The organism is Ruegeria sp. BHSB056 (assembly GCF_059613305.1).
In genome coordinates, this window is sequence record NZ_JBXWSG010000010.1 from 42893 (window position 1) to 68139 (window position 25247).

The window sequence follows — 25247 nt, forward strand, 5'->3', positions numbered from 1 at the left end:
TATATCCGGAAGGCTTACGGCATGACGACATCTGAAAAGGGCGACGAGCCTTTAGCCGGACAATGGGTCGAACGACTTGTTGCCCTGCTGGAAAAACCTTGGCTGCGCATCGCGTTACCGGTCGTTATTACCGGGATTGCCCTTTCGGTTTTGCACGATCTGTCGGCCCATGTGAAATGGTCGGATGTCCAGACCGATATTTCGGCGACATCATGGAAACTGATGTTTTTTGCGGTGTGCTGGACAGCGTTTAGCTTTTTGTCGCTGTCGCTTTATGATGTGTTCGCGGTACAAAGCGTGGCGGACGGGAAGGTGCCGTTACCTGTCGCGGGGATGGCCGGAGCCAGCGGATACGCGGTTTCGAACTGCCTTGGGTTTTCCTACATTACAGGAACTGCGATCCGGTATCGTATATATGCGTCGCTTGGCTTGGACCTTGGCCGGGTGGCTGGCGTAATCGCGACCTCGTGGGTGGCGTTCTGGATGGGTCTGATCCTGATTTTGGGTTTGTTGCTGACCCTGCACCCGGATGGAATATCCAAGGTGATGCCCGTCAGCGAAACGGCCGAAACCATCATAGGATTGTGCTTGCTGGCTGCATTTGTCGCGATGTTCATATGGTTGTCCAGCGGTGGCCGGCGGTTGGCTGTTGCAGGCGTCGGTTTCGATCTGCCCGGCGGGAAACTGGCGGGCCTGCTGACGTTGGCTGCCATTGGCGACCTATTTGGCGCATCCATGGTGCTTTACGTTTTGATGCCGGATGATCTGGGTGTCGGGTACCCGTACTTCTTCACGATCTATATCGCTGCCATTGCCGTTGGGATTCTAAGCCATGCGCCGGGTGGGATCGGCGTGTTTGAGGCGACATTGATTGCCGGTCTGGGGGCGTCGGGCCGTTCGGATGTGATTGCTGCGTTGCTGCTGTACCGGGTGGTTTATACTTTTCTGCCATTTGCAGTCGCCAGCCTTTCCATTGCCGTTGCATCTGCCTTGACGCAAAGACACATGATTGGTGGTGCCGCCATCTGGGTCTATCGCGTGATCCGTCCCATGGTTCCGATGGTCGCGGCCGGGGTTGCCGCGGCGGCCGGAGTGATCTTGCTGGTGTCGGGCGCTTTGCCAGCGGGGGCGCAAAAGCTCGGCACGCTGAAGGATCTGCTTCCCCTATCATTTGTCGAGGCTTCGCATCTTGCAGGCAGCGTCGTAGGCGTATTGCTGTTGCTGGTTTCGCGCGGGTTGTTCCGCAAGCTCTACCGGGCATGGATCGTTGCGATGGTGCTGATGGGGGCAGGGTTCTTTGCTTCGCTTGCAAAGGGGCTCGACATCCACGAAGCGCTTTCAATGCTGGGAACGATTGGTCTGCTGGCTATGTTTCGTGGCGCGTTCTACCGAGTCAGCGGCGCGTCGATATTTAGGCTGAACATCCCATGGCTGATCAGTGTCGTGGTTCTGCTGGCGGTGATTTTCTGGATCGGGCTGTTTGCATATTCGCATGTCGAATACCAAAACGATCTGTGGTGGCAATTTGCCTGGAACGGTGACGCTTCGCGCTTTCTGCGGTCCGGCCTTGTTGTGGCCGTGATCGTGGGCATTGTTGCCGTGAACTCTCTGTTCGGGCGTGAGATACCGACACCGCAGCGGGTTGAAATCCCAGAGGTTGTGGAGCAGCTGGTGATGGAGAGTGAGGATACGGAATCCCAGATCTCGCTTACCGGCGACAAGCAATTCCTGATCTCACCGGATGAGACCGCGTTTATTGCCTACGCCGACACGGGCAATGCGCTGATTTCAAAAGGAGAACCGGTTGGTGACGAGAGGGCCGGGCAGCAACTGATCTGGCAACTTCGGGAAATGGCGGATCGCGAAGGTAAACTCTGCGCGTTCTACAGTGTCTCGACCAAATATCTGCCGACTTTTCTGGATCTTGGACTGTCGATCCTGAAGATTGGCGAGGTTGCGCGGGTGTCATTGCACGACTTCTCGCTGGACGGAAAGTCGCGCAAGCGGTTCCGGCAGGCCAAGAACCGTGCTGAACGCGAAGGATATGTGTTCGAGATCATTCCGAAGGAAGAACTGGCGCCTCTGTTGCCAGACTTGCGTGGGATTTCAGACCGCTGGCTTGCGCAAAAGGCCGGTGCAGAGAAGGGCTTTGCACTGGGGGGATTTGATGATCAATACCTGTCCTATTTCGATCATGCGATCCTGCGTGATGGCAATACCGGCAAGGTCATGGCCTTTGCCAATCTGTTCCAAGGAGGGAACAAGTCCGAGCTGTCACTGGACCTTATGCGTTATGAACCCGATAGCCCAAGTTTCGTCATGGACGCTCTTTTCGCCGACATGATGGATTGGGGCGCGCAGCAGGGGTTTCACTGGTTTTCACTGGGTGCCGCACCGTTCTCAGGGATTGAGAACCGTCAGCTTGCCTCGCTTTGGAACCGGATCGGAGGGTTCGTTTACGAACATGGCGAACAGTTCTACCATTTTGAGGGTCTTCGTGCGTTCAAGCAGAAGTTCGATCCGGAATGGAGCCCGAATTATCTGGCCAGCCCCGGCGGGCTGGCCGCGCCCCGCATCCTCTATGAGGTCAATATCCTGATCTCGGGCGGGTTGCGCGGGTTAACCAAGTAGCACCTAATTCAGGCTTGCGCGGGTTGGGGTTTTCTGCAACAGATCGCCCCAATCCGTGCGATAGGCCATCTCGGCCAGAACGGTTTCAGGTAGGAATTCCTGATTTTGCCGGATCTGCCATCCGCCGCCCAGGCCCTTGTAAACCGCGACCAGGTTGCTGGATACCTGCTGCCGCGCCTCGATCAGGTTGGCCTGTGATCGCAATAGCGCGGTCTGAGTGTTCAGAACACGCGAATAATCGGCAATGCCGTCTGTATACTGATTGACGGCGATTTCGGCAGCTTTGCGTGAGGCGTCGACACTTTGCTGATAGAACCCGACCTGCTTACGTGCCTGCGCATAAGCGACCATGGCACTTTCAACTTCGGAATAAGCGGTCAGCACAGTGTTCTGATAATTCGCAATCAGCGCCTGGTAAGCGGCGTCTTGCGCGCGAACATTGTTCTTGATGCGGCCATAGTTCAGCACATTCCAGACCACACCGGCACTGGCCAGTCCCGTTGTGCTGCCACCGCTGAACAGATCGCGCCCGCCGGATGCCTGCAGACCGATCGCGCCTGACAGGATAAATTGGGGATACAGGTCCGCCATCGCGATGCCCACCTGTGCTGATTGCGTGGCTGCCGCCAGTTCAGCCGCGCGCACATCCGGGCGGCGGCGCAGCAATTCAGCGGGAACGCCCACAGCCACATTTGCTCGGGCCGATGGAATGCGTCCGGTATTGCCCAACAGACCGGTCATGCGTGAAGGTGTCGTGCCCAACAACACCGCAAGCGCGTTCTTGGTCTGTTGCAGGTCGCTTTCCAGTTCCGGTACCAGCGCCTTAGTGTTGTTCAGTAGGGCGGTGGATTCTTGCACGTCCAGTTCCGTGGTGACGCCATTGTTGAACCGCAGCTGAGTCAGGTCTGCCGAGTCCTGCTGCAATTTGATGTTCTCGCGCGCAATTGCCAGCGTCTCCTGCAACGCCCGGATATTGACGTAAAGCGCGGCGACATCCCCGGTCAGCGTCACCAGCGCGTCGTCGTAGTTTGCTACTTGCAGGGCCAGATTGGATCGCGCGGCCTGAACGCCGCGCCGCTGCGCGCCCCAGACGTCCAGCTCCCACTGGGCATCGAAGCCGACTTGCGAGGTCGAGAACTCGGTATCCAGCGGGATGACGCGATTGACATCCGAAATTGGCCCTAGATTGTCGCTGATCTGGCGCCGTTCAAGCGAGCCGCCTATGGCCTGCGACTGTGGATAAAGCTCGCCAAAGGCGATACCCAGTTGTGCGCGGGCCTGCAAAACCCGCGCGCCAGCGACCTGAAGTGTCAGGTTCTGGGCGTAGGCCTCGGCAATCAGTTTGTTGAGGGTCGGATCATTGAATGTCTGCCACCATTTCACGACAGGCGCACTGCGCGACGTCAGCCCGCTTAGACCAGTGCTGGGGTTGTTGACCTCGATCCACTGTTTCACGACCGGTGATTTGGGGCGCACGAAATCCGGCCCAACGGGTGTGCAGGCCGCAAGAGTGGCGGCACAAATGGCGGTTCCCAGCAATCTGCGGAGTGTCATGGCGTGCATCCTCAGATATCCAGAGGTCGGATGAAGTTGGCGAAAGAATAGAGGCGGATGTTGATGCGCCTCAGAAACTCAAAACTCTTGCCTTGACCTGTATAGATCGCCACAGCGGCATGGCCGCCCGCTGGGAAAATGTGGTCTTCCGGAACATCGACGGTGATCTGAACAGCAATCCGACCGGGCAGTTTGGGCAGCTCGAAACCGGGCAGGCGGCCCGACGGGATGAGTTGCCCTTGCCGGGTCGCCCACCAGATCGCTTCGACCTTGCCTGTCAGGATTTCACCGGGATAAAGATCAAGTGCGACTTCGACCTCTTGCCCCGGCTCGACAAATTTCAGGTTCTGCTGGCGGAATGTGGCAAGGATATAAGGGCTTTCATCAGTCACAAAGCTGGCAATCGCACCCAACCGAACGTCACCGACTACCAATCCGGGGCGAGCCTGCTGCGAGACGATCATGCCATTTTCAGGCGCATAGATTGTTGTGTTTTCCAGAAAATACTCGGCTTCGGCCAATTGCGCCTGCGCCTGAAGGATGCCGGTGTTCACGCCGTCAATCTGCGATTCCAGCGCCAGCTGAGCCTTGGCCAGGTTCGCCTCGGCCTGTTTGACGGCGGCCTGATCTTCCGTCACCTGTTCGTTCCAACGGTCGAGGTCGTCCTGACGGGCGCCTCCGGCGGGAACAAGGTTTTCATACCTTGCCTGTTGAGTTTGCGCATAAGCCAGTTGTGCATTGGCCCGTTCGACAGCTTCGGTCGAGGCAATGACATCCTGTTCAAGGATCTTGGCGTTCTGCTGTGCCGCCACCAACTGGGCCTGCGCATTATCGACCGCCAGAGAAAACACCGTATCGTCGAACCGATAAAGCGGATCGCCCTTTGTGACCGGTGTGTTCGGTTCAACAAGCACCTCGGACAGGATCGTCGGCTGTGTCAGCTTAGGGATGATCTGTATTGTCGAACGCACCACGTGGCTGTCTGCCGAAAACGGCTGAAAGAAGCGCAATGCCACAAGGAATATCAGCAGCAGATGTGCGCCCACCCAGAACGAAACAATGCCCCAGGCTATGTTGAACTTCAGCCATTCCAGCTTGAAGAAAATGAGCCAGACGAAAATGATGTAGAACAGCGTGATGCCGAGGGCGACGAACATAGGTATTAGGGTCCTTCGGCTTTAACCGGGTTGTGTGTCGTCTGTGTCCAGACGATCCTGGTATTCGGGCTTGACCTTGCCGCCCAGACGTTTGATTTCATCGCGAATGGCATCTTTTTCCTCGTCCGGGCCGCGGCGAATATCGACCGTGACGCCATCGTGGAAAGCCCACATGAAAGCGTGAACCCAAGGCACGACAGCCAAGAACCCCATCCAGCCCATGATCTTTACAGCTTCGGCATGGGGATGATTGCGTTTGATCGCGATCCGCCCCGGAAGGCCCATAATGAACAGGAACAGCGCCATAACCGCTGCAAGCAGCAGGATCAGCGCGGCAAATGTCAGATAGTCATAATAGCCAAGCGGCTGGCCCAATAGTCCCATGCGTTTGCCTCCATCAGGGGAAGGTTAGGGTATCCTCAATCATTCGCTTTCAGTTCGTCAATCAACTTGTAGTCCGTAGGTGGGTCATCACAAATGCCTGGTCCGCATTCCAGCAGAGTTGAACCGGCATTCAGCACGGCCATTGCCAGCATGACAAAGAAGGCGGTTTTGGCCAGCTTGTTTCCCCCAAATCGCCCCTCGCTGGTCGCACCCGAGTCGTATTGGCGATCAAAAAGCAGCATGAACGACGTACCCAGCAGGACAAGGAAAAAGGCGATGCCCGCCCAAGTGTAGTAATGCAGCCCCAGAACGGGCGAACCGTAGTGGCCGGTTCCCGGCACAATGTGCAATAGGATTTGCCGGATCGAAACGCTGCCGCCATACAAAGCGGCAATCAGCATGATGGCATAGTGCTGCGGTCGCGCGCCATACAGCAGGTTCAAGCCCAGCCCGACGCCGACAGCAACAAAGCCGACACGCTGCAACAGGCAAAGCGGGCAGGGTAGTTCGTAAAGGACAAGTTGATAGAAGAACGCCAGCGCCAGAACAAGACAGACAGCCAGCATTCCGATCGCGTTCAGTGTACGTGACAGTTCAGGTGTCATGACGAGGCCCTCAAAGCTGAATTGTCAACTGACTGGTGGCGTGGAATTTCAACCAGTAGATACTCAGGGCAATCGTAAGGAAGAACAGCGCATTGCCTGCCTTCGTCATGTTGAAATAGTTGAGCCCCATCGTGGCAGTAAGTAATGCAAATAAAAGCGCAATCATGGCCCGGTGCTCCCCTCCCGTGCACATATCCTTATGCAGACGATAGTGTCAGGCCGGGTGGCATCTGGCAAGCGACGCGGTAATTTGGGGACTATTCTTAATGTCCGCTAGCTACATAGGACGATGTCCGTTTGCCATTCCTGACTGCGCAGGTGCAGATCGCCAGGTAACGGCGCATCCGTGTAGATCGCGTCGATTTCAGCCAAAGAAGCGATGCACGCCGGGGCAGAGCGGTGAAACTTTGAATGGTCGGCAACCAGAAATGTACGGCGTGCCTGCGCAATGATGGTCTGGCTGACTTGTACCTCCTGAAAATCGAAGTCCAGAAGATCTCCGTCAATGTCCAAAGCTGAACAGCCGATCACGGCAAGATCAAATTTGAATTGCCGAATGGTCGAAACGGTCAGGTTTCCGATCAACCCGCCGTCTGTGCGCCGTAGGACGCCACCGGCCATGACGACCTCACAATCCGGGTTCTCAATCAGAATGTTTGCGACGTTCATGTTGTTGGTCACAACCATCAGGTTCTTGTGGTTCAGCAATTGCCGCGCCACGGCCTCGGTCGAGGTTCCGATGTTCATGAAGATCGATGCGCCGTCGGGGATATCGATGGCGCAAGCCTGTGCAATACGGGTCTTGGCGTCGGCGTTCAGGGCACGGCGGTCTTCATATCCGATGTTTGACACGCCCGAGCGCAGCACCGCGCCGCCATGCACCCGATCCAGTTTACCTGCCTCGGCCAACTCGGTCAGGTCGCGCCGGATCGTCTGGACCGTGACACCAAATCTTTCGGCCAACCCGTCAACGGTGACGCGACCTTCGGCCCCGGCAATGTCCAGAATGTCAGATTGGCGGAAAGACAGCGACATGGGTGTTTCCAGACTTGAAGTGTTTCTTTCGTTTTTGTTCTTTCTGGCCGGTTTTGCAAGAACGGCATGCGAAAATATCAGACAGTGTTGCAAAACGAAGAAATTCGAACATAAACATTGACCATGCGAAGAATGTTCTGGCAAATGCCTATCATCCATCCTGACAAGGAATCATTGGCATGCAGTCAACGGACGTTCAGACAACGGACCTTTTTATCATCGGTGGCGGGATCAATGGTTGCGGCATCGCACGGGATGCTGCTGGCCGCGGGCTGTCAGTTGCTTTGGCAGAGATGAATGATCTGGCCTCGGCCACATCATCAGCCTCGACCAAACTGTTTCATGGCGGGTTACGGTATCTGGAGTATTTCGAAATCCGTCTGGTGCGCGAGGCCCTGATCGAGCGTGAAATCCTGTTGCGCGCGATGCCGCATATCAGCTGGCCGATGCGCTTTGTGCTGCCCTACCACAAGGACATGCGGTTTGACTCGGAAACGCCGACCTCACGGCTACTCAGCACGGTCATGCCGTGGATGCGGGGGCGGCGTCCGGCCTGGCTGATCCGGTTGGGTTTGTTCATGTATGACAATCTGGGTGGCCGCAAAATTCTGCCGGGCACCACGTCGCTGAACCTGCGATCGGCTCCGGAAGGCGCCCCGCTACAGGACAAGTTCGAAACGGCTTATGAATACTCCGATTGCTGGATCGAAGATTCACGGTTGGTGGTCCTGAATGCCCGCGACGCCGAGGCGCGCGGTGCGCAGATCATGGTGCGAACCGAGGTGATTTCGGCCGAGCGGGTGGACGACCTTTGGCAGGTATCCATTCGTGATCGCGACAGCGGCGAAATCCGTCTTGTCCTGGCCAGAATGCTGATAAATGCGGGTGGCCCTTGGGTCGGGGACATCATCCAGACCAAGATCCGTGTGAACTCACGCGAGGGTGTTCGGCTTGTTCGGGGCAGCCATATTGTGACGCCCCGGCTGTATGACCACGACAAGTGCTATTTTTTTCAGGGCGAAGACGGCCGCATCATTTTCGCCATACCATACGAGCAGGATTTTACCCTGATCGGCACAACGGATCAGGATCACCCAGACCCTGACACGAAACCCGTCTGTACCGAGGCCGAGCAGGAGTACTTGTGCGCCTTCGCTTCGAAGTATTTCAAGCGCGCTGTGACCCGCGAAGATGTTGTGTGGACCTATTCCGGTGTGCGGCCGCTTTATGACGACGGCGCCAGCAGTGCCACCGCCGCAACGCGGGATTACACACTGAAGGTCGATGCGCAGGGTGGGGCGCCTGTATTGAACGTGTTTGGCGGCAAGATCACCACCTATCGCCGGCTTGCGGAAAGTGCTCTGGAAAAGGTTGGCGAATTCTTTCCGAATATGCCGGGCCCCTGGACCGCCGGTGTGACGCTGCCGGGCGGTGACTTTCCGGTTGACGCTGTTGAAGCCCTGACTGATCAGCTTTTGGCCAGGTATCCGTTTCTGGGTGCCGCCTGGGCTGCACGCCTGATCAGGGCCTATGGAACCGAAGCAACAGATGTCCTTGGGGATGCGCAGCAGCTGTCTGATCTGGGTGAGGATTTTGGCGCAACCCTGACCGAGCGGGAGGTCGCGTGGCTGATCGACAAGGAATATGCACGGACCGCCGAAGATGTCGTCTGGAGGCGCAACAAGCTGGGCCTGCGACTGAGTGCGGAGCAGATCGCGCGGATCGACGGATGGATTACCGAACGGCGGATCAGCAGCACGGCCTGATCCATCTTTCTGTCCTCTTGGCGGGTGATGCGTGTTGTGCTAGCCGTTGGTCACGGTCGGCAGACACCGAGGCGTCGCTGCTCTTACCCAGAGTGCTAAACCTGCCAGTGTATGTGAAACTATCGCAACCATCAGGGCGTTGTTTCGTCAAGTCAGCGACCAACGATCGCGCAAACGCCCGATATGGATTTGTGATGAGCAAAACTCCTGTACCCTTGCACGCCGATGATTTGACCGGATTCGTGCGCACCCTGTCCCAACAGCTTGGCGGCTCCAGCCCGTCGCACCTGACACTGATGAATATGGTCGCTCGTGCCGCCGGGTTTCAGAACGTGCAACATATGCGCGCCACCAGTGCGGCTGCCAGGCGGATCAAGGCCCGTCCGAAACAACCGGCTGCTGACATGCGCACGGTTGAGCGTACATTGCACCTGTTCGACGCACAAGGCAGGCTTCGACAATGGCCGTCAAAACGATCGGTGCAGACGTTGTCTTTGTGGGGGCTCTGGTCTGCGATACCGGCAGCCGCGGTGCTGCAAGAGGGTGAGGTCAACGTGTGCCTCAATGCCGAACATTGTTTTGATGACCCTGCAACCCTGCGCCGGACCATGATTTCCTGTGGGCTGCTGACAAGGAACCGGGATGGATCGGATTATCGCCGGGTCGAGCAGGCACCGACACCAGAAGCAAAGGTGGTGATCCGCGAACTCTCTGAACGTCGGCGGGGAAGACCAGACTGACGCCAGAAAAAAGCCCCGCCGAAGGGCGGGGCTTTGATTGGATCAGGCCGCTTCTTCTGAAGGGCCGGGATCGTTTTTGCTGCCTTTCAGCCACTCACGCATGCTTTGCATCAGGGCGTAGAGGACAGGCACCACGATCACGCCAACCAGCGTCGCGGCCAACATGCCACCGAACACGGCGACACCGATGGCTTTCTGGCTGGCCGCACCTGCACCATTGGCGGCCAGCAGCGGTACGACCCCCAACAGGAAAGACAGGGCAGTCATCATGACAGCGCGGAAACGCTGATGAGCGGCCTCGACGGCAGCTTCCTTGATCGAAAGACCCTTGGCGCGCTGTTCCATTGCAAACTCGACGATCAGAATGCCGTTCTTCGAGGCCAGACCCACCAGCATGATCATACCGATCTGCGTATAGAGGTTGATGTCACTGCCGACGATGGCAACCGCGGCCACCGCCCCGAACAGGGCCACGACCACTGACAGCAGGATCGAGACCGGCATAGTCCAGCTTTCATACTGTCCCACAAGAAACAGGTAACCGAATAGGATGGCCAGCCCCAGAATAATGATCACCAGGCTGCCTGACGCCAACTGTTGTTGTGCCGTCCCCGTCCATTCGAACGAGTATCCCGGCGGCAGGGCTGAAGCAGAGACCTCTGTCATCGCGGTGATCGCATCGCCGCTGGAAAGGCCCGGTGCAGGCACCGCCGTAACCGTTGCCGACCGGAACAGGTTATGCCGTTTCAGCAGAACCGGCCCCAACACGTTTTCTACGTCGATCAGGGTGCCCAGTGGCACCATGTCGCCCTTCTGAGAGCGCACATAGAGGCTGGCAATGTCATCGACATTGTCGCGATAGCTGCCTTCCGCCTGGATCATTACGCGATAGACGCGACCAAACAGGTTGAAGTCGTTGACATAATACGACCCCAGCTGGGCCTGCATGGTCTGGAAAATCTCAGCCACCGAGACGTCCAGTGTTTTGGCTTTCTCGCGGTCCAGATCCACGAACAGCTGCGGAACGTTGGCGCGGAATGTCGTATAGGCCTGCCCGATCTCGGGGCGCTGGTTGGCCGAATAGACAAACGACCCCACAGCCGAAGCCAGATCCTGCGGCGAGCCGCCTCCGGTTTGCTGCACCTCCATCTCAACCCCGGCAGACATGCCAAGACCCTGAATTGGTGGCGGGTTGAAGGCAACGGTCGAGGCTGCGGTTTCGTTATTCGCGATGGCCAGCACCTTGGCCAGAATGGCCTTGGCGCTCAGGTCCTCCTCCTGCCGTTCGGCCCAGTTGTCGAGGTTCACGAAGATCGCAGCGCCGTTGGTGATTGTGCCGTTCAGCAATGAAAAGCCATTGATCAGAACGGTGCTGGACACACCCGGGATCTCGCGTATCTGGTCATCGAGGCGCTTTGTCACGGCCTCGGTCCGTTCCAGCGTCGCGGCGTCAGGCAGTTGCACGTCAACAAAGAGATAACCATTGTCTTCCAGCGGGATAAACCCGGCTGAGGTGTTCGACATGATTGCCCCTGTTCCCATGCCGAGACCAACCACGATGGCCAGCGCGATAGCTGGAAAGACAAGCAGTTTGCGCACAATAGCGACATAGCCGTTGCGAACGCCACCAATGAAGTTTTCGAACAGCGCAAGTAGCCCTTTGGGCGGCCCTGAGCGGGCCTTAAGGACCAGCCCGCACAGGGCAGGTGACAGTGTCAGCGCGTTGATGGACGAGATCACAACAGCGGTCGAGATCGTGACAGCGAACTGAGAGTACAACCGCCCTGAGATGCCCGGCATGAATGTCACCGGCACGAAAACCGCCAACAGAACCAGCGTGGTCGCGATGACCGGGCCTGTGATCTGCCCCATTGCCTTACGGGTGGCTTCTGCCGGGGGCAGCCCCTCATCAGCGATGATGCGCTCGACGTTTTCAACAACGACGATGGCGTCATCGACCACAATACCGATAGCCAGCACCAGTGCGAACAGCGAGATCGTGTTCAACGACATGCCGAAGGCCAGCAAGAAAGCAAACGTGCCAATCAGTGAGACCGGGATGGCAACCGCCGGAATGATCGTGGCACGCCAACTGCCGAGGAACACAAAAACGACCGAGATCACAAGTGTGAAGGTCAGGATCAGTGTGGAAACAACGTCATTCAACGAGGCTTCGACAAAGTCGGTCGTGTTGAAGGGGACATCATATTCGACATCCGACGGGAATGCGCGGGACAGCCGCTCCAGTTCCGCCTGCACGCGCTCTGAAACGGCGAGGGCGTTTGCGCCGGGGGCTTGATAGATGCCGATCACGGTGGCGGGTACAGACTGAAAATAACCGGACGCCGAGTAGAACTGTGCACCAAGCTCAACCCGGGCGATGTCTCTTACGCGGACAATTGCGCCGGCATCTCCGGTACGGATCACGATGTCGCCAAATTCTTCGGCTGACGTCAGTCGACCTTTGGATTTGATCGTGTATTGAAAGGTCTGTCCTTCGGGCACAGGCGGTGCACCAATCGACCCGGCAGACACTTCGATATTCTGTTCGCGGATCGCGTTGATTACATCGCCTGGTGTGATGGACAGGGCTGCCATCTTGTCAGGGTCCATCCAGACCCGCATGGCGTATTCAAGGTTGGTCAGAACATCAGCCTTACCCACGCCTTGCACACGCGCCAGCGCATCGCGCAGGTTGATCGAGGCATAGTTGGAAAGAAACACGCTGTCATAGGTGCCGTTGGGCGAGGTCAGCGTGACCAGCATCAGCATATTGGTCGACGATTTTTGTGTGACAACGCCCGAAGATGTCACTTCGGCGGGCAACGACGACATTGCCTGCGCCACCCGGTTCTGCACGTTGACCGAGGCGATATCGGGGTCGGTGCCAACTTCGAAGGTTACGTCCAGCGAATACGAGCCGTTGTCAGACGATCTGGATGTCATGTAGATCATGTCGTCCACACCGTTGACCTGCGCCTCGATCGGTGCGGCCACAGTGTTCTCCACTGTTTCCGCATTTGCGCCGGTGTATTTGGTGGAGACGTTGACCACGGGCGGGGTAATGTCCGGGAACTGCGCGACCGGCAGCACCAGATAGCCGATGCCACCCATGATGGTCAGCACCAGTGAGATGACAAACGCCAGCTTTGGCCGGCTGATGAACAGGGCTGAGAACATCGATTACTCTCCCGGCTGTTCAGAGGCGACGACCGCGTCAACAGCCACGCCGGGGCGGACCCGTTGCAGGCCCTCGACAATCACGCTTTCGCCCTCACGCAAACCTTCGGTAACGATGATGGCGGTACCTTCCGTGTTGCCTGTGGTGATGTATCGCTGCTCCACCATCTGTTTGTCGTTTACTACAAGCACAAAGTCACCGCGCTGGTCGCGTTGCAGCGCAGCTTGCGGCACCAGAACTTGCAAGGTCGGTTGCAACGCTTCGATCTGCACATTCACGAATGCACCGTCCAGGATCAAACGGTCGGCATTTTCGAACTGGGCGCGCATTGTGATCGCGCCGGTCAACGGGTCGATACGATTGTCAACAAATACGATCCTGCCCGTTTCATCCAGCTTGGTTCCATTTGGCAGCGTGATATGCACATTGGGGCTTTGCGGGCTGTCCGCAAGAGAAGCGGAATTTGCGCCAACGGTCTGAAGAACCGAAGTAAAGAGTTTTTCGTTGAGCGAGAAATTCACATAGATCGGCGTCTCGCTTACAATGTTCACCAGCGGCGGGTTGGTCGGGCCGACCACATCACCGACACTGGTGGTGATGCTGCCTATACGTCCATCAAAAGGCGCGTGGATCTGTGTATAGCTGAGGTCCAGTTCGGCCTGCTGGATCGCTGCATTTGCGGCCTTGACCTGAGCCTCGGCGACCAGTTCGTTGGCCCGCGCGATGTCGCGTTCGGATTCAGGTGTCGCGTCGCGCTTGTATAGCTCTTCCTTACGCGCCAGGTCCACCTTGGCCAACTCAAGATTTGCCTCGGCCCGGTTCAGATCAGCTTTTCGGGCCTCCAATGTCGCCTCGTAAAGGTCAGGTTCGATAGTGAACAACAGGTCGCCTTCCTTGACCGTAGCCCCATCCTCGACATTCCGGCTGTTGAGAAAACCGTTCACGCGGGCGACGATGTCGACCTTATTGATCGCCTGAGCGCGCCCTATGAAGGAAGCCTCGTCGGTGATTTCCTCGGTGTAGGCGGCCGCAATCGTGACTTTCGGTGCCGCTCCTTCGTCCTGTGCAGTTGCAGGTTGGGCCAGTCCCAGGGATATCAGCAATAATGCGGTGGCAATTGGATTGCGGGCCTGAGTTGGAAAAGGGAAAACTTGGGACATGGCGAAAGCCTCGTGCATTTCAGAAACAATTGGTGTCCATCCCGGCGGTCACAATCGCGCGAGTCGACAAAACTTGTTTGCAGGATGGCTTGTTTACCACGAATTCTCAAGCGCGATGAATCCCAAGGTGGTTCGCGATGACGCCAAAAATTACAGCAACTAAGCTGGTTTAGGTGTCGGCCCGTTCCGAGGTGCCGAACGAAAACAGGGGCCAACGGCCCCCGTTTGAGCTTTCGAATATCAGGGTCGTCAACCGCGTTTACCGGCGAATTTTGCTTGCCATTCTTCGCGCTGTTCGTCTGTTATCTTGGCGAACAGAACGTCTGGCACGGTAAAGTCGTGACCCGCGGGTAGCGCGTTCAACGCTGCGGCCACGTCTTCCGGCCAGCTGGTGTCGAGCGTGTTCATGGCGCTTAGCATCTTGGCCGAGGTATCAGGGATGAACGGCGCGCTGAGCACCGCATAGAACCGGATCAGGTTCAGGCCCAGACGCACCTGCGCAGCGGCCCCTTCGGGGTCTTCTTTGAAGGTTGACCACGGCGCCGCAGCTTGCAGGTATTCATTGCCAGCCACCCAGATGGCCCGCAGTTCCTGAGCCGACTTGCGGACGTCCATTGCTTCCATATGCGCCTCGTAAGCGCGGACGCGTTTGGTGAGTTCATCGATCAGAGCGTTCTCACGCTCGCCAAACTCACCGCCTTCGGGCACCACCTCACCAAATTTCGAGCGACAGAACTTGGTGATGCGGCTGACGAAGTTGCCCAGAACATCGGCCAGATCCTTATTCACGGATTGTTGGAAGTTCTCCCACGTGAACTCGCTGTCGCTGCTTTCCGGCGCATGGCTCAGCAGCCACCACCGCCAGTAGTCGGCTGGCAGAATCTCGAGCGCCTGATCCATGAAAACGCCACGCCCCTGCGAGGTCGAGAACTGGCCGCCGTCGTAATTCAGGTAGTTGAAGGATTTCAGGTGGTCGACCATTTTCCACGGCTCGCCCGACCCCAAAATAGTGGCGGGGAAAGAAAGCGTGTGAAACGGCACGTTGTCCTTGCCCATGAACTGGACATAGCGCACATCGTCCGCGCCCTTATCGGTGCGCCACCAGCGTTCCCACTCGGAATCGGGTTTCCCCGTGGAATCCGCCCATTCCTTGGCACAGGCGATGTATTCAATCGGCGCGTCGAACCAGACATAGAAGACCTTGCCTTCCATACCGGGCCAGTCCTGATCGCCTTTCTTGACCGGAACGCCCCAGTCCAGATCGCGGGTGATCCCCCGGTCTTGCAACCCGTCGCCATCATGCAGCCATTTCTTGGCAATGGATGTGGTTAGGATCGGCCAGTCGGTTTTGCTGTCAATCCAGGCATCCAGCTGATCCTTCATTGCCGATTGGCGCAGATAGAGGTGCTTGGTCTCGCGCACTTCCAGATCGGTCGAGCCCGAAATGGCCGAGCGCGGTTCAATCAGGTCGGTCGGATCCAACTGCTTGGTGCAGTTTTCACACTGGTCGCCACGTGCGTTCTCATACCCGCAATTGGGGCAGGTGCCCTCGATATAGCGGTCGGGAAGAAAGCGACCATCCGCGTTGGAATAGATTTGCTTTTCCGTGACCTCGCGGATCAACCCGGCCGCATCCAGTTTTCCGGCGAAATGTTGGGTCAGCTTTTTGTTCTGATCGCTGGATGAGCGGCCAAAGTGGTCAAAGCTCATCCCAAAACGCTTGGCGATGTCGGCCTGAATTTCGTACATGTCCGCGCAATACTCGGCCACCGGCTTTCCAGCTTTGGCAGCGGCCAGTTCGGCCGGGGTGCCGTGTTCGTCGGTGGCACACAGGAACATGACCTCGTTCCCCCGGCCACGCTGGTAGCGTGCATACAAGTCGGCAGGCAGTTGCGAGCCGACCAGGTTGCCGAGATGCTTGATCCCATTGATGTATGGGATCGCCGAGGTGATGAGAATCCGAGCCATATTCCGTTTCCGCGTATCTAACTGCGCGTTCGTCTAACCTAAGTCACCGCTCAGCAAAAGCCCGGTTTCGTAGATGACTGGAATAACTCTGATTTGTGACGCGCACCTTATGGGACGACCAAGTCACCGATGGCCGTTGTAAACCGGTCAGAATGTGGTCAGCCAATACGCATACTCGCCGAAATGCAGGGCTGCGGATCCGCTATTCATTCCTCTCGGGCGCGTTTCAGCAGCCTTCCGACAGTAAATGATGTACGCGGCGCGTAGACGTAATTGGTTCTCTCCGCTGGTGTTGGACGCGACCGCATCCGGGCCAGGCCGAAACCGATCAGGAATACGTGGCCGACCGCAACAAATGCAAACAGCGCGCTGGGGCCGAAATCCTGGATCAGTGTTGACGTGATATAGGGTGACGCAATAGCTCCCAGCGCGTACCAGAACATCAGGGCGGCAGACAATTCGACCCTTTGTTCGGTTGTCGCAAAATCGTTGGCATGTGCGGATGACACCGAAAAGATCGGGAATGTCGTGAACCCAAAAAGCGCCGCTGCAAGCATGACACCGACGGTTCCCGTGTCGCTTGCCGCCATTGTGACCCCGCAGCTTAGTACCGCCGCGACCGAAAGCCAGATCAAGACCCAGCGCCGGTCGTATTTGTCCGCGAGCCATCCCATCGGATACTGCGCCAGCGCCCCGCCCAGAACGAAAGAGGCGAGGAAGAAAGCGATTTGATCCACTCCCAACCCGACTTCCTGACCGTAGACGGGCCCGACCATTCGGAAAGATGCTGAACTGAGTGCCGAAACAATGACGCCCGCGACGGCCAACGGCGAACTGTGCCATGCCAGTTTCGGGCGCAGGCGGGGGGCGTCGGGTGTCTTCGGCTGACTTGCGCGTGTCAATGTCAGCGGCAGCAACGAGGCGCAGCACAGGATCGCCAGGAGGTTATAGGAAACATACGAGGCGGGTGGCAGGATGGCGATGATCAACTGTGCACTCAGCGAGGCACCCATATCGACTATGCGATAGGTGCCCATTGCTCGTCCACGTGTCTCATTGGTCACTTTTGCATTCAGCCAGGCTTCGATGACGGTGTAACTACCTGCCACACATGTGCCCGAGGCGATGCGCAACGCCGCCCATACATAAGGATTGTCTGTCAGGGTGTGCCCGATCAATCCCATCGCGCCCAGCGCCGTGCATACAGCAAATGCGCGGGAATGCCCGACGCTGCCCATCAGTCGCGGCGCCCACCAGCAACCTATGAAAAAGCCGAGGAAATGTGCCGAACCCAGCATACCGATCTGTTCGGTCGAGAAGTTCAGTGTGATCCCGGAAATGGCATCAAGTGGCCCGACGCCGCCCGTTGAAAGCTGAAGCAGAATGACCGAAAGAAACAGGGCGGCAAATGAAATGATCGTGCGCATGGTTTTCTCAGATAGGCGGCGTCATCGGACAATGCGCGCATCTATTCGACTTTATCCAGTCGTTTTTTGCTTTTTGTGGTTTAGGTTGCGCGAATGATCTCGGCATGGATGTTCAGTCCGACGTTTTTTCCAACCAGGTCATGATAGCCCGAAGCGCCGAAGTCGTGCCGGTTCAAAGTCCCCGTCAAACCTATGGACAGGCTGTTCAGGTCGTTCGCGGCTGTTCCGGGCTGGCGGTAGAGGTTGGCCTCCAAGGTGACCGGGCGCGTGATGCCGCGAACTGTCAGTTCCCCCGTGACACGAGCACCATTCGATATGTGCCCATCCGTGCCCAGTTGAATGTCAGTCGATACGAACTGAATCGTCGGAAAGGTTTTGGTGTCCAATACACTGGGACCGAGCATTGGCATGCGGGCAAAGGGCAAGCGAGTCTTGGCCATGTTAACATCCAGAACCACTGTGACCTGGCTGTTTTGCAGGCGGTGCATGTCAATCTGTACGTCAGCCTGCCGGATCGGCATTGAACCGGTCTGGGGAATGCCAGACAGATCAAAGGTAAAACCGACCACGGTGGCTTTCGTTGATAAGATGTATGGTTGCAACGCGGCCTGCGCTGTACTGGCCAAAGGCAGAGCCGCCATCCCTGCAAGCACCTTTCGGCGGGTCAGCAGTCTCATGCCATGACCGCGCCTCGTCTGGGACGGGATCTTTTGAGCAATATCAGTATGATGGCAATGTTCAAACCGTTCCAAAGAATGCCGTTGACGAAAGCGAGTTGGTAACTTCCGGTGACATCGTAAATCCAGCCTGACATCCAGCCACCAAGCGCCATGCCAAGAATTGTCATCATCATGACGAATCCGACTCGCGCACCGGCTTCTTGCGGCGGCATGTATTCGCGGACAACCAAAGCGTAGCTGGGCACGATGCCACCCTGCGCCAGACCGAATAGCAAGCTGATCACGTAAAGTGAGACCATCCCGTCATATGGCAGGAACAGGAACAGCGCGATGCACTGCAATACAGAGCCGATCAGAAGTGTCATGACGCCGCCGAGACGGTCGGCCAACAGGCCCGAGACGATACGGCTGGCGACGCCACCCAGTAGCATCAGCGATAGCATTTCAGCCCCCACTGCGGGGCCATATCCCAGCCCGACGCAATACGACACGATATGGACCTGTGGCATGGACATTGCGACACAACATCCAATGCCGGCCAGACCAAGAATGTACTGCAACACGCGTGGTGAAACACCGACACTGCGTGCGTTGATCCGGGCTGTGGCCGCGGCGGTGCTGTGCGCCTCGATTGGGACCTTGCGGCGCAACAACAAGGACAGGGGGATGACAACCAGCAGCGTCAGAGCCGCCAATGTCAGATAGACCTGTTGCCAGCCGTCGCGTGCCAGAATACCTGCGAGCAGGGTGGGCCAGATTGCCCCAGACAGGTAATTCCCGCTGGCCACCAGTGCGACGGCGATTCCGCGCCGTTTCATGAACCAGTGCGATATATCGGCGATCAAGGGCCCAAATCCGATCGATGTTCCCAGCCCGACCAGCAGATGCGCCACAGATAGAAGCATGATATTTGGAGCCAGCGTTGCCAGCGCATAACTGATTGCGCTTAAAACAGCTGCGCCGATCAGCGCGCGTGTTACCCCCAGCCGGTCAACCAATTGCCCCAGCCACATATTCCCCAGCGCGAATCCTATCATCGTAAGCGTATATGGCATTGAGGCTTCGGCGCGACCGACGCTGAACTCGGCTTCTACGGCGGGCATGACCACGATGACCGCCCACATTCCCACATTCGCCACAGTTGCGATGGCGAGCGTGATCAGGAGGCGTATCCAGGAATAGCGGCTGTCATGGATCGGGTGGCTCATGCGGCGACGCTAGGGTGCGATCCGGAGTTTGGCCAGTCACATCTTGCGTGATCGTTGCGGCTTCACGCCAGAATGTCCTCTGTTTTGGTGCGTTTCAGGTGCAGACCGGTACGGGCAGCAGTCTGAGTGGCCTGCCAGCTGACCGGGGGCAGGGCGCGGGCGCGGCGGCGGGTCAGGGTCCAGTGCCTGGCATCCCCCTGATGGGCGGCGGCCATGTGCCAGCGTGTCTCAACCCCTTGTGCGCCACCCTCACCGGGCGTCAGCAGCAAGCCAAGCGGGGCATGGCCCATCGTGCCGCCTTGTTCTGCGGCCAGATGCATCCGGCGCACCGGCGTCAGCCCCGGTGCGCCGGGCAGGTCGCCGATGATCAGCGGGATGGCCCCGCTGCGCAGCGCCTCTTCAATACACCATAGCAGATCTTCGGCACGGGTGGGGTGAACGAACAGAAAACGTGCCGGATCAGTAAAGGCCATAATTCCGTCGGGGTTCAGTTGGGCGGGCTCCCACGCGGGGGAAATCCACAGCACGGGGCCCTGTGTCTGACCGGCCAGCCAGATGGCAAAGCTGCGCCGGGCGGGGCCGCAAGCCTCGTGCACGCGACCCGGTTGCAGGGTGATCTGGGAATGGAGATTTACCCCCGGTACCTGACGCGCAGGTTTGTGGCCAAGAAGCTGAACAGACATGCCCACAAGCTATCATGTTCCACTTTTGTTCTCAAGAGATGAGGAGCATCAACGGGACAGGATCAGCTTGCCATCCGCAAACTGAATGCTTGAAAAACGGTGCAGATATTCCATCCCCAAAAGCGATTTATCCAGCTCACCCTCGTTGACCCAGGCCGAAACGTTCTGATCCGTAATAGGTCCTATCGTCAGGGTCTCAAGCCGCACTGGCGCGGTACGCACCTCACCGTTTGCAGTCAAGGCGCGCCCGAAATAGTTCAGCTGATCGGGATCAATGCCTGCCCGTTTGGCATCCCGCGCGTTCAACACGATCTGGCTGGCACCGGTGTCGACAAGAAAGGTGATCAGCTCACCATTCACCAGAACCGGAAGGTAATAATGGCCATCATAGGCACGGGGAACCTCAACCGAGTTTCCGGTGACACTCATCTGCGGTGCGGGACCGACCGAGGAGCGAATATCCTCCCACAGACCGACCAGTGCGATGACCCCGACGAAAATGAACACCCATGCCATCACCTGCTGCAACGTCTTGCCGAGCGACTGCCGATTATGCGTGACAAACCACATCAGCAGCGCCGCCCCAAGCAGGGCCAGATAGATCAGGTGTCCAATATCGAAACTGTCCATGCGGTTCCCGGAAATCCCCTTAACCTTGTGAATATGGGGGTTTAAGATGCGAATCCAAAGGCCTTGAGGCCATCAAGAATAAACTGAACAGACAATGCAGCCAGCAGCATCCCAAGAAGCCGGGTCAATACGTTCAGCCCGGTTTTCCCCAAAAGCCGTGCCACGGCCCCTGATGAAAGATACATCACAAAAACCATTGCCAGAACGACCAGCATAACGCCGATGACCACGGCCAGACCCTGAATGCCGGGATGTTGACCGGCCAGTAGAATCATGGTGGCAATCGCACCGGGCCCTGCAATCAGTGGGATACCCAGCGGAAACACCGATGGGTCCGGATGTTCTTCTTCTTCGGCGCTGTTTTCACGACGTTTGGTCCGGCGTTCAAACAGCATGTCGAGCGCGGTCAGAAACAGAAGAACACCTCCCGCAACGCGAAACGCCTCCATCGAGATGCCGACAAAACCCAGCAACGCTTCGCCAAAGGCCGCGAACATGGCCAGAATGCCGCCTGCCGTCAGGCATGCGCGTATCGCGACAGAGCGGCGCGTGTGCCAATCCATGTTCTGGGTCAGGGCCACAAAAATCGGCGTTTGCGCCGGTGGATCAAGAACCACGAAAAGCGTCGTGAACGCAGTGATCAGAAATGCGGTGTCAATCACTCTTTGCTACTCTGTTGCAGATGTTTCAAAATTCTCAGGGCGTCTTCGGCCCGTCCGGAGGGAACATAAACATGATCGTGGTGATAGCCCGCAACCATGTTCGCCGGAATTCCGGCCTGTGCCAACACCCCCGAGACCGCAGCGGTCAGACCCACGCCTTCGAGCGAGGAGTGCACTTGAAGCGTGATACAACGCATGGCAACCGTCTCTTTTGGTGCGCAATGGATCGGAACGATTAAAGACAGCCCTTCGGCCTCGACGTAACTGGCGCGTGTCCCGTCGGGCCAGTCCATATCTTCGGGCCAGACCACAAATGCGAATTCGCCGGGTTGAATTTCGGGGTGCATTCCCGCGATCATCGCTTTGGTTTCAACAACGGGATCGCTCATACCGTTTCTGCCTGTTCCAGTCGCTCGGCAGCGGCGATCCAAAGCGCTTCTGCTTTTTGCATGGCCTCGACCACCTCGGCGAATTTGCGGTTCCAGGTTTCCAGATCGTTGATCTTGTCGTCTTCGTAAAGCGCCGGGTCGGCCAGTTTTGCCGCCAGCTTGTCGTGCATCTCTGTCAGTTTCTCGACCCGGTCCTCGCATTTGCGCAGGTCCGCCCGCAGTGCCAGCATGGTATCGCGCGAGGCACGTTTGGGCTTCTCTGTTTGCGGCTTTTCTTTCACCGGCTTGTCACGCGCCAGCAAAAGGGCCCGGTAGGATTCAAGGTCACCGTCATAAGATTTGACCGTACCGTCCGAGACCAGCCACAACCGATCGGCAACAAGCGACAGAAGGTGCATGTCGTGGCTGACCAGCACGACAGCGCCGGAATAGGCGGTCAGTGCTTCGACCAGCGCCTCACGGCTTTCGATATCCAGATGGTTCGTCGGTTCATCGAGGATCAGCATATGCGGTGCGTCGATGGTGGCCAGCAGCAGTGACAGGCGTGCTTTTTGCCCACCCGACAGGCGGCCAACCTCGGTTTCCGCCTGAGCTGCGTTCAGGCCGAACCCCGCCAAACGCGAGCGCCACTTGCCTGGCGCCTCGTCCGGGCGCAGGCGGCGCAGGTGGTCCAGTGGCGTTTCGTTCACATAAAGCTCGTCCACCTGATGCTGAGCGAAATACCCGATGCGCAGCTTGTTGCTGCGGGCCATCTTACCCGCCATGAGGGGCAGGCGGTCTGACAACAGTTTGGACAGGGTAGATTTGCCCTGACCGTTCTTGCCCAACAGCGCGATACGGTCATCCTGATCGATGCGCAGGTTCAAGCGGCGCAGTACTTCGATCTCGCCATAGCCGGTGACACCACCTTCGATCTGGATGATCGGCGGCGACAGTTCCTCGGGTTCGGGGAAGGAAAACGCGCGCAGCGCGGCCTCTTGCGGGGTTGAGACCAACTGGATGCGTTCGATCATTTTCAGGCGCGATTGGGCCTGAACGGCCTTGGATGCCTTATATCGAAACCGATCCACGAAGCTCTGCAAATGAGCGATGCGGGCCTTTGCCTTTGCATTCTCTGATTCCGCCTGTGCCAGCCGTTCCGCACGGCGTTCCGCGAACTTGTCGTAAGGCACCGCGTAATAGGTGAGTTTACGATCCTCCAGATGCAGGATCGACCCTACGGCACGGTTCAACAGGCCCCGGTCATGGCTGATGATAATGACCGTGTGCGGATATTTCGCCAAATAGCTTTCCAGCCATAGCGCGCCTTCAAGGTCCAAATAGTTGGTCGGTTCGTCCAACAGCAACAAATCCGGTTGCGAGAATAAAACCGCCGCCAATGCCACGCGCATCCGCCAGCCACCGGAAAAATCCGAGCAGGGGCGCGATTGGTCGGCGTCGTCAAACCCCAATCCCTTCAGGATCGAGGCTGCGCGGGCCTCGGCCGACCAGGCGTCGATATCGGCTAGCCGGGTCTGAATTTCGGCAATTCGCGTGGGATCCGTTGCGTTGCCAGCCTCGGCCATCAAGGCGCTGCGTTCGGTATCAGCGGCCAGAACAGTGTCGATCAGCGAAACGTCAGACGAGGGGACCTCCTGCGCGACCCCACCAATGCGGGTGCGTTTGGGAACCGCGATATTGCCCGATTCCAGCGCCAGTTCCCCGCGGATCAGGCGAAAAAGCGTGGTCTTTCCCGTGCCATTCCGGCCAACAAGGCCAACCTTGTGACCGTCTGGTACGGTTGCGCTGGCGCCATCAAACAATGGGCGGCCTTCAACGGCATAGGTGATGTCTTCGATCCGTAACATGGGGCGCTCTTAGCAGAGGTGTGATGCCGCCGCCAGCGGCTTGGCGTTTTCAAGCGTCAAGCAATGTGTTAGCGCTGTCTCGTTTGCTTATTGAAGCGGTTTTCCACATGCGCGCGGCCCGGACGCCTCCATCCCTGATCACGTTGATCTTTGCCACGGCGCTGTCGGTGCTGACGCTCAACATGTTCCTACCGTCGCTGGCGCATATGAGTGAAGATTTCGCCGTGGATTACGGCCTGATGAACCTGTCCGTTGCGGGGTATCTGGCGATTTCGGCAGTGTTGCAACTGATCATGGGTCCGTTATCGGATCGCTTTGGGCGCAGGCCTATCCTTTTGATTTGTATGTCAATATTTTCCCTCGCGTCGATCGGATGCACACTGGCCGGTTCGATCTGGGTTTTTCTTGGCTTCCGCCTGCTTCAGGCTGCTGTCGTCGCGGGCTCGGTCCTGTCCAGCGCGTCGATCAGAGACCGTTACGCACCGAATGAGGCGGCAAGCAAACTCGGTTACGTCGCAATGGCCATGGCTTTGGCCCCGATGCTTGGGCCGATGTTGGGTGGGGTGCTGGATATGCTTTTCGGCTGGCGTTCGGGGTTTGTCCTGTACTCGTTGCTCGGGGCAGGGTTGCTGGTGCTGCTTTGGTTCGACATGGGCGAGACCAACACGAACCGCTCGTCCACATTTGGTGCCCAACTGCGCGAGTATCCACATCTGTTCCGTGCCCGCAGGTTCTGGGGCTATGCCTTATGCGCAGCGTTTTCGATTGGGGGGTTCTACAGCTTTATCACCGGTGCGCCGCTGGTTGCTGCAGCGTGGTTCGACCTGAGCCCAGCAACGCTGGGGCTGGGGATTGGCATCATCACCGGCGGGTTCATGGTTGGCAATTTTGTTACCGGTCGGATTGCGGCCCGGACGCGTCTGACGACGATGATCTTGTCAGGGAGGATCGTGGCCTCGACCGGGCCGTTTTGCGGATTGATGCTGTTTCTCGCCAATCAAGGATCGGTCTGGGTCTTCTTCGGCTCGGCAATCTGTGTCGGCTTTGGCAACGGTTTGACCAATGCCAATGCCGCGGCTGGTGTAATGTCGGTACGCCCCGGGCTGGCAGGTAGCGCAGCAGGGCTGTCGGGGGCGATGATCGTGGCTTTGGGCGCTGTTCTGACCTCAATGACCGGCGCGTTCGTTAGCCCTGAAAATGGGCCGTATCTGGTACTGGGCATGATGTGGGCCTGTAGCTTTGCTGGCTTGCTGGCGGTGCTTTACGTCCGTCGACTGGACCGCGTCGACCCTTTGCCGGACACAATCTGAACTGCAAAGCCACGGGCAAGGCATCATTACACTTTTCATGGGCCAAAGACCGTGATACCCGGCGCGCGATGGATTTCGGCGCGGGTCCCGCGTCACATTATAAGGAGAGGCCGACATGGCACTGGAACGCACATTCTCGATCATCAAACCCGATGCAACCCGCCGCAACCTGACCGGCAAGATCAACGCCAAGTTCGAAGAAGCTGGCCTGCGCATTGTGGCGCAGAAAC

The 25247-nt window shown here is 57.8% G+C and carries 22 protein-coding genes; 5 read left to right on the plus strand and 17 right to left on the minus strand.

The annotated features are described in order from the left end of the window. Window positions 1-21 precede the first annotated feature (21 nt). A complete protein-coding gene (gene mprF / locus AC2FND_RS04450) occupies window positions 22-2631 on the plus strand; it encodes a bifunctional lysylphosphatidylglycerol flippase/synthetase MprF (RefSeq protein WP_496768162.1) in 2610 nt (869 codons plus the stop codon). Between the two features lie 3 nt (window positions 2632-2634). On the opposite strand, the gene AC2FND_RS04455 is transcribed toward mprF, so the two are convergent. The 6 genes from AC2FND_RS04455 to AC2FND_RS04480 form a co-directional block, all read right to left on the minus strand. After that, window positions 2635-4185 (minus strand): efflux transporter outer membrane subunit, encoded by a 1551-nt coding sequence (locus tag AC2FND_RS04455; protein ID WP_496768164.1) that lies wholly within the window; start codon window positions 4183-4185, stop codon window positions 2635-2637. Between the two features lie 11 nt (window positions 4186-4196). Further along, the gene (locus AC2FND_RS04460) at window positions 4197-5342 is read right to left on the minus strand and encodes an HlyD family secretion protein (RefSeq protein ID WP_209595992.1); all 1146 of its coding nucleotides are present in this window, start codon (window positions 5340-5342) and stop codon (window positions 4197-4199) included. Window positions 5343-5363: 21 nt separating this feature from the next. Next, a complete protein-coding gene (locus AC2FND_RS04465) occupies window positions 5364-5726 on the minus strand; it encodes a DUF3302 domain-containing protein (RefSeq protein WP_209504150.1) in 363 nt (120 codons plus the stop codon). Window positions 5727-5761: 35 nt separating this feature from the next. Further along, window positions 5762-6331, minus strand: coding sequence for a disulfide bond formation protein B (locus AC2FND_RS04470; RefSeq protein ID WP_496768166.1), 570 nt, complete (start codon window positions 6329-6331; stop codon window positions 5762-5764). A gap of 10 nt (window positions 6332-6341) precedes the next feature. Continuing rightward, window positions 6342-6497 carry a DUF5993 family protein gene (locus AC2FND_RS04475; RefSeq protein WP_209595994.1) on the minus strand — a complete coding sequence of 52 codons (156 nt, stop codon included), beginning with the start codon at window positions 6495-6497 and terminating at the stop codon, window positions 6342-6344. Window positions 6498-6604: 107 nt separating this feature from the next. Continuing rightward, window positions 6605-7366 (minus strand): DeoR/GlpR family DNA-binding transcription regulator, encoded by a 762-nt coding sequence (locus tag AC2FND_RS04480; protein ID WP_496768168.1) that lies wholly within the window; start codon window positions 7364-7366, stop codon window positions 6605-6607. 179 nt (window positions 7367-7545) lie between these two features. On the opposite strand from AC2FND_RS04480, the gene glpD reads away from it, so the two are divergent. Next, window positions 7546-9132 (plus strand): glycerol-3-phosphate dehydrogenase, encoded by a 1587-nt coding sequence (glpD, locus tag AC2FND_RS04485; RefSeq protein WP_496768170.1) that lies wholly within the window; start codon window positions 7546-7548, stop codon window positions 9130-9132. A gap of 194 nt (window positions 9133-9326) precedes the next feature. Beyond that, window positions 9327-9872, plus strand: coding sequence for a DUF2087 domain-containing protein (locus AC2FND_RS04490; RefSeq protein WP_480558587.1), 546 nt, complete (start codon window positions 9327-9329; stop codon window positions 9870-9872). A 42-nt stretch (window positions 9873-9914) separates the two neighbouring features. Here the strand turns inward: AC2FND_RS04490 and AC2FND_RS04495 are convergent, their stop codons facing one another. From AC2FND_RS04495 to AC2FND_RS04545, 11 genes are all read right to left on the minus strand, one after another. Continuing rightward, window positions 9915-13052, minus strand: a complete 3138-nt coding sequence (locus tag AC2FND_RS04495) for an efflux RND transporter permease subunit (protein WP_480869188.1) — start codon at window positions 13050-13052, stop codon at window positions 9915-9917. A gap of 3 nt (window positions 13053-13055) precedes the next feature. Continuing rightward, on the minus strand, window positions 13056-14213 hold the full coding sequence (locus AC2FND_RS04500) for an efflux RND transporter periplasmic adaptor subunit (RefSeq protein ID WP_480505461.1): 1158 nt from the start codon (window positions 14211-14213) through the stop codon (window positions 13056-13058). A 249-nt stretch (window positions 14214-14462) separates the two neighbouring features. Further along, window positions 14463-16181 carry a methionine--tRNA ligase gene (gene metG / locus AC2FND_RS04505; protein WP_496768172.1) on the minus strand — a complete coding sequence of 573 codons (1719 nt, stop codon included), beginning with the start codon at window positions 16179-16181 and terminating at the stop codon, window positions 14463-14465. A 206-nt stretch (window positions 16182-16387) separates the two neighbouring features. Further along, window positions 16388-17608 carry an MFS transporter gene (locus AC2FND_RS04510; RefSeq protein WP_496768174.1) on the minus strand — a complete coding sequence of 407 codons (1221 nt, stop codon included), beginning with the start codon at window positions 17606-17608 and terminating at the stop codon, window positions 16388-16390. 80 nt (window positions 17609-17688) lie between these two features. Then, the gene (locus tag AC2FND_RS04515; protein ID WP_496768176.1) at window positions 17689-18285 is read right to left on the minus strand and encodes a YceI family protein; all 597 of its coding nucleotides are present in this window, start codon (window positions 18283-18285) and stop codon (window positions 17689-17691) included. Continuing rightward, window positions 18282-19496, minus strand: a complete 1215-nt coding sequence (locus tag AC2FND_RS04520) for an MFS transporter (protein ID WP_496768178.1) — start codon at window positions 19494-19496, stop codon at window positions 18282-18284. The genes AC2FND_RS04515 and AC2FND_RS04520 overlap by 4 nt, the downstream gene beginning before the upstream one ends. A 62-nt stretch (window positions 19497-19558) precedes the next feature. Further along, window positions 19559-20179 (minus strand): ImuA family protein, encoded by a 621-nt coding sequence (locus tag AC2FND_RS04525; RefSeq protein ID WP_496768180.1) that lies wholly within the window; start codon window positions 20177-20179, stop codon window positions 19559-19561. A 48-nt stretch (window positions 20180-20227) separates the two neighbouring features. After that, window positions 20228-20809, minus strand: a complete 582-nt coding sequence (locus AC2FND_RS04530) for a retropepsin-like aspartic protease family protein (RefSeq protein WP_496768182.1) — start codon at window positions 20807-20809, stop codon at window positions 20228-20230. Window positions 20810-20850: 41 nt separating this feature from the next. Next, a complete protein-coding gene (locus AC2FND_RS04535) occupies window positions 20851-21471 on the minus strand; it encodes a MarC family protein (protein ID WP_209504138.1) in 621 nt (206 codons plus the stop codon). Next, the gene (locus tag AC2FND_RS04540) at window positions 21468-21860 is read right to left on the minus strand and encodes an ACT domain-containing protein (protein WP_496768184.1); all 393 of its coding nucleotides are present in this window, start codon (window positions 21858-21860) and stop codon (window positions 21468-21470) included. Before AC2FND_RS04540 ends, AC2FND_RS04535 begins: the two co-directional genes overlap by 4 nt. Beyond that, complete coding sequence (locus AC2FND_RS04545; protein WP_496768185.1) at window positions 21857-23707, minus strand: ABC-F family ATP-binding cassette domain-containing protein; 1851 nt, start codon at window positions 23705-23707, stop codon at window positions 21857-21859. The genes AC2FND_RS04540 and AC2FND_RS04545 overlap by 4 nt, the downstream gene beginning before the upstream one ends. 107 nt (window positions 23708-23814) lie before the next feature. Here AC2FND_RS04545 and AC2FND_RS04550 point away from each other — a divergent pair, with 107 nt between their 5' ends. Next, window positions 23815-25017, plus strand: a complete 1203-nt coding sequence (locus tag AC2FND_RS04550) for a multidrug effflux MFS transporter (protein WP_496768187.1) — start codon at window positions 23815-23817, stop codon at window positions 25015-25017. Window positions 25018-25132: 115 nt separating this feature from the next. Further along, window positions 25133-25247, plus strand: a 115-nt coding sequence (locus AC2FND_RS04555) for a nucleoside-diphosphate kinase (protein ID WP_496768191.1), incomplete at its 3' end; no start/stop codon positions are given.

What these genes read in the sequence shown, in the direction of transcription:
- AC2FND_RS04475 (WP_209595994.1), bottom strand. Translation starts at nt 6,497, where the DNA reads ATGATTGCGCTTTTATTTGCATTACTTACTGCCACGATGGGGCTCAAC.
- AC2FND_RS04460 (WP_209595992.1), bottom strand. Translation starts at nt 5,342, where the DNA reads ATGTTCGTCGCCCTCGGCATCACGCTGTTCTACATCATTTTCGTCTGG.
- AC2FND_RS04455 (WP_496768164.1), bottom strand. Translation starts at nt 4,185, where the DNA reads ATGACACTCCGCAGATTGCTGGGAACCGCCATTTGTGCCGCCACTCTT.
- AC2FND_RS04470 (WP_496768166.1), bottom strand. Translation starts at nt 6,331, where the DNA reads ATGACACCTGAACTGTCACGTACACTGAACGCGATCGGAATGCTGGCT.
- AC2FND_RS04550 (WP_496768187.1), top strand. Translation starts at nt 23,815, where the DNA reads ATGCGCGCGGCCCGGACGCCTCCATCCCTGATCACGTTGATCTTTGCC.
- AC2FND_RS04480 (WP_496768168.1), bottom strand. Translation starts at nt 7,366, where the DNA reads ATGTCGCTGTCTTTCCGCCAATCTGACATTCTGGACATTGCCGGGGCC.
- AC2FND_RS04510 (WP_496768174.1), bottom strand. Translation starts at nt 17,608, where the DNA reads ATGCGCACGATCATTTCATTTGCCGCCCTGTTTCTTTCGGTCATTCTG.
- AC2FND_RS04465 (WP_209504150.1), bottom strand. Translation starts at nt 5,726, where the DNA reads ATGGGACTATTGGGCCAGCCGCTTGGCTATTATGACTATCTGACATTT.
- AC2FND_RS04520 (WP_496768178.1), bottom strand. Translation starts at nt 19,496, where the DNA reads ATGAGCCACCCGATCCATGACAGCCGCTATTCCTGGATACGCCTCCTG.
- AC2FND_RS04495 (WP_480869188.1), bottom strand. Translation starts at nt 13,052, where the DNA reads ATGTTCTCAGCCCTGTTCATCAGCCGGCCAAAGCTGGCGTTTGTCATC.
- AC2FND_RS04500 (WP_480505461.1), bottom strand. Translation starts at nt 14,213, where the DNA reads ATGTCCCAAGTTTTCCCTTTTCCAACTCAGGCCCGCAATCCAATTGCC.
- mprF (WP_496768162.1), top strand. Translation starts at nt 22, where the DNA reads ATGACGACATCTGAAAAGGGCGACGAGCCTTTAGCCGGACAATGGGTC.
- metG (WP_496768172.1), bottom strand. Translation starts at nt 16,181, where the DNA reads ATGGCTCGGATTCTCATCACCTCGGCGATCCCATACATCAATGGGATC.
- AC2FND_RS04490 (WP_480558587.1), top strand. Translation starts at nt 9,327, where the DNA reads ATGAGCAAAACTCCTGTACCCTTGCACGCCGATGATTTGACCGGATTC.
- AC2FND_RS04540 (WP_496768184.1), bottom strand. Translation starts at nt 21,860, where the DNA reads ATGAGCGATCCCGTTGTTGAAACCAAAGCGATGATCGCGGGAATGCAC.
- AC2FND_RS04530 (WP_496768182.1), bottom strand. Translation starts at nt 20,809, where the DNA reads ATGGACAGTTTCGATATTGGACACCTGATCTATCTGGCCCTGCTTGGG.
- AC2FND_RS04515 (WP_496768176.1), bottom strand. Translation starts at nt 18,285, where the DNA reads ATGAGACTGCTGACCCGCCGAAAGGTGCTTGCAGGGATGGCGGCTCTG.
- glpD (WP_496768170.1), top strand. Translation starts at nt 7,546, where the DNA reads ATGCAGTCAACGGACGTTCAGACAACGGACCTTTTTATCATCGGTGGC.
- AC2FND_RS04525 (WP_496768180.1), bottom strand. Translation starts at nt 20,179, where the DNA reads ATGTCTGTTCAGCTTCTTGGCCACAAACCTGCGCGTCAGGTACCGGGG.
- AC2FND_RS04545 (WP_496768185.1), bottom strand. Translation starts at nt 23,707, where the DNA reads ATGTTACGGATCGAAGACATCACCTATGCCGTTGAAGGCCGCCCATTG.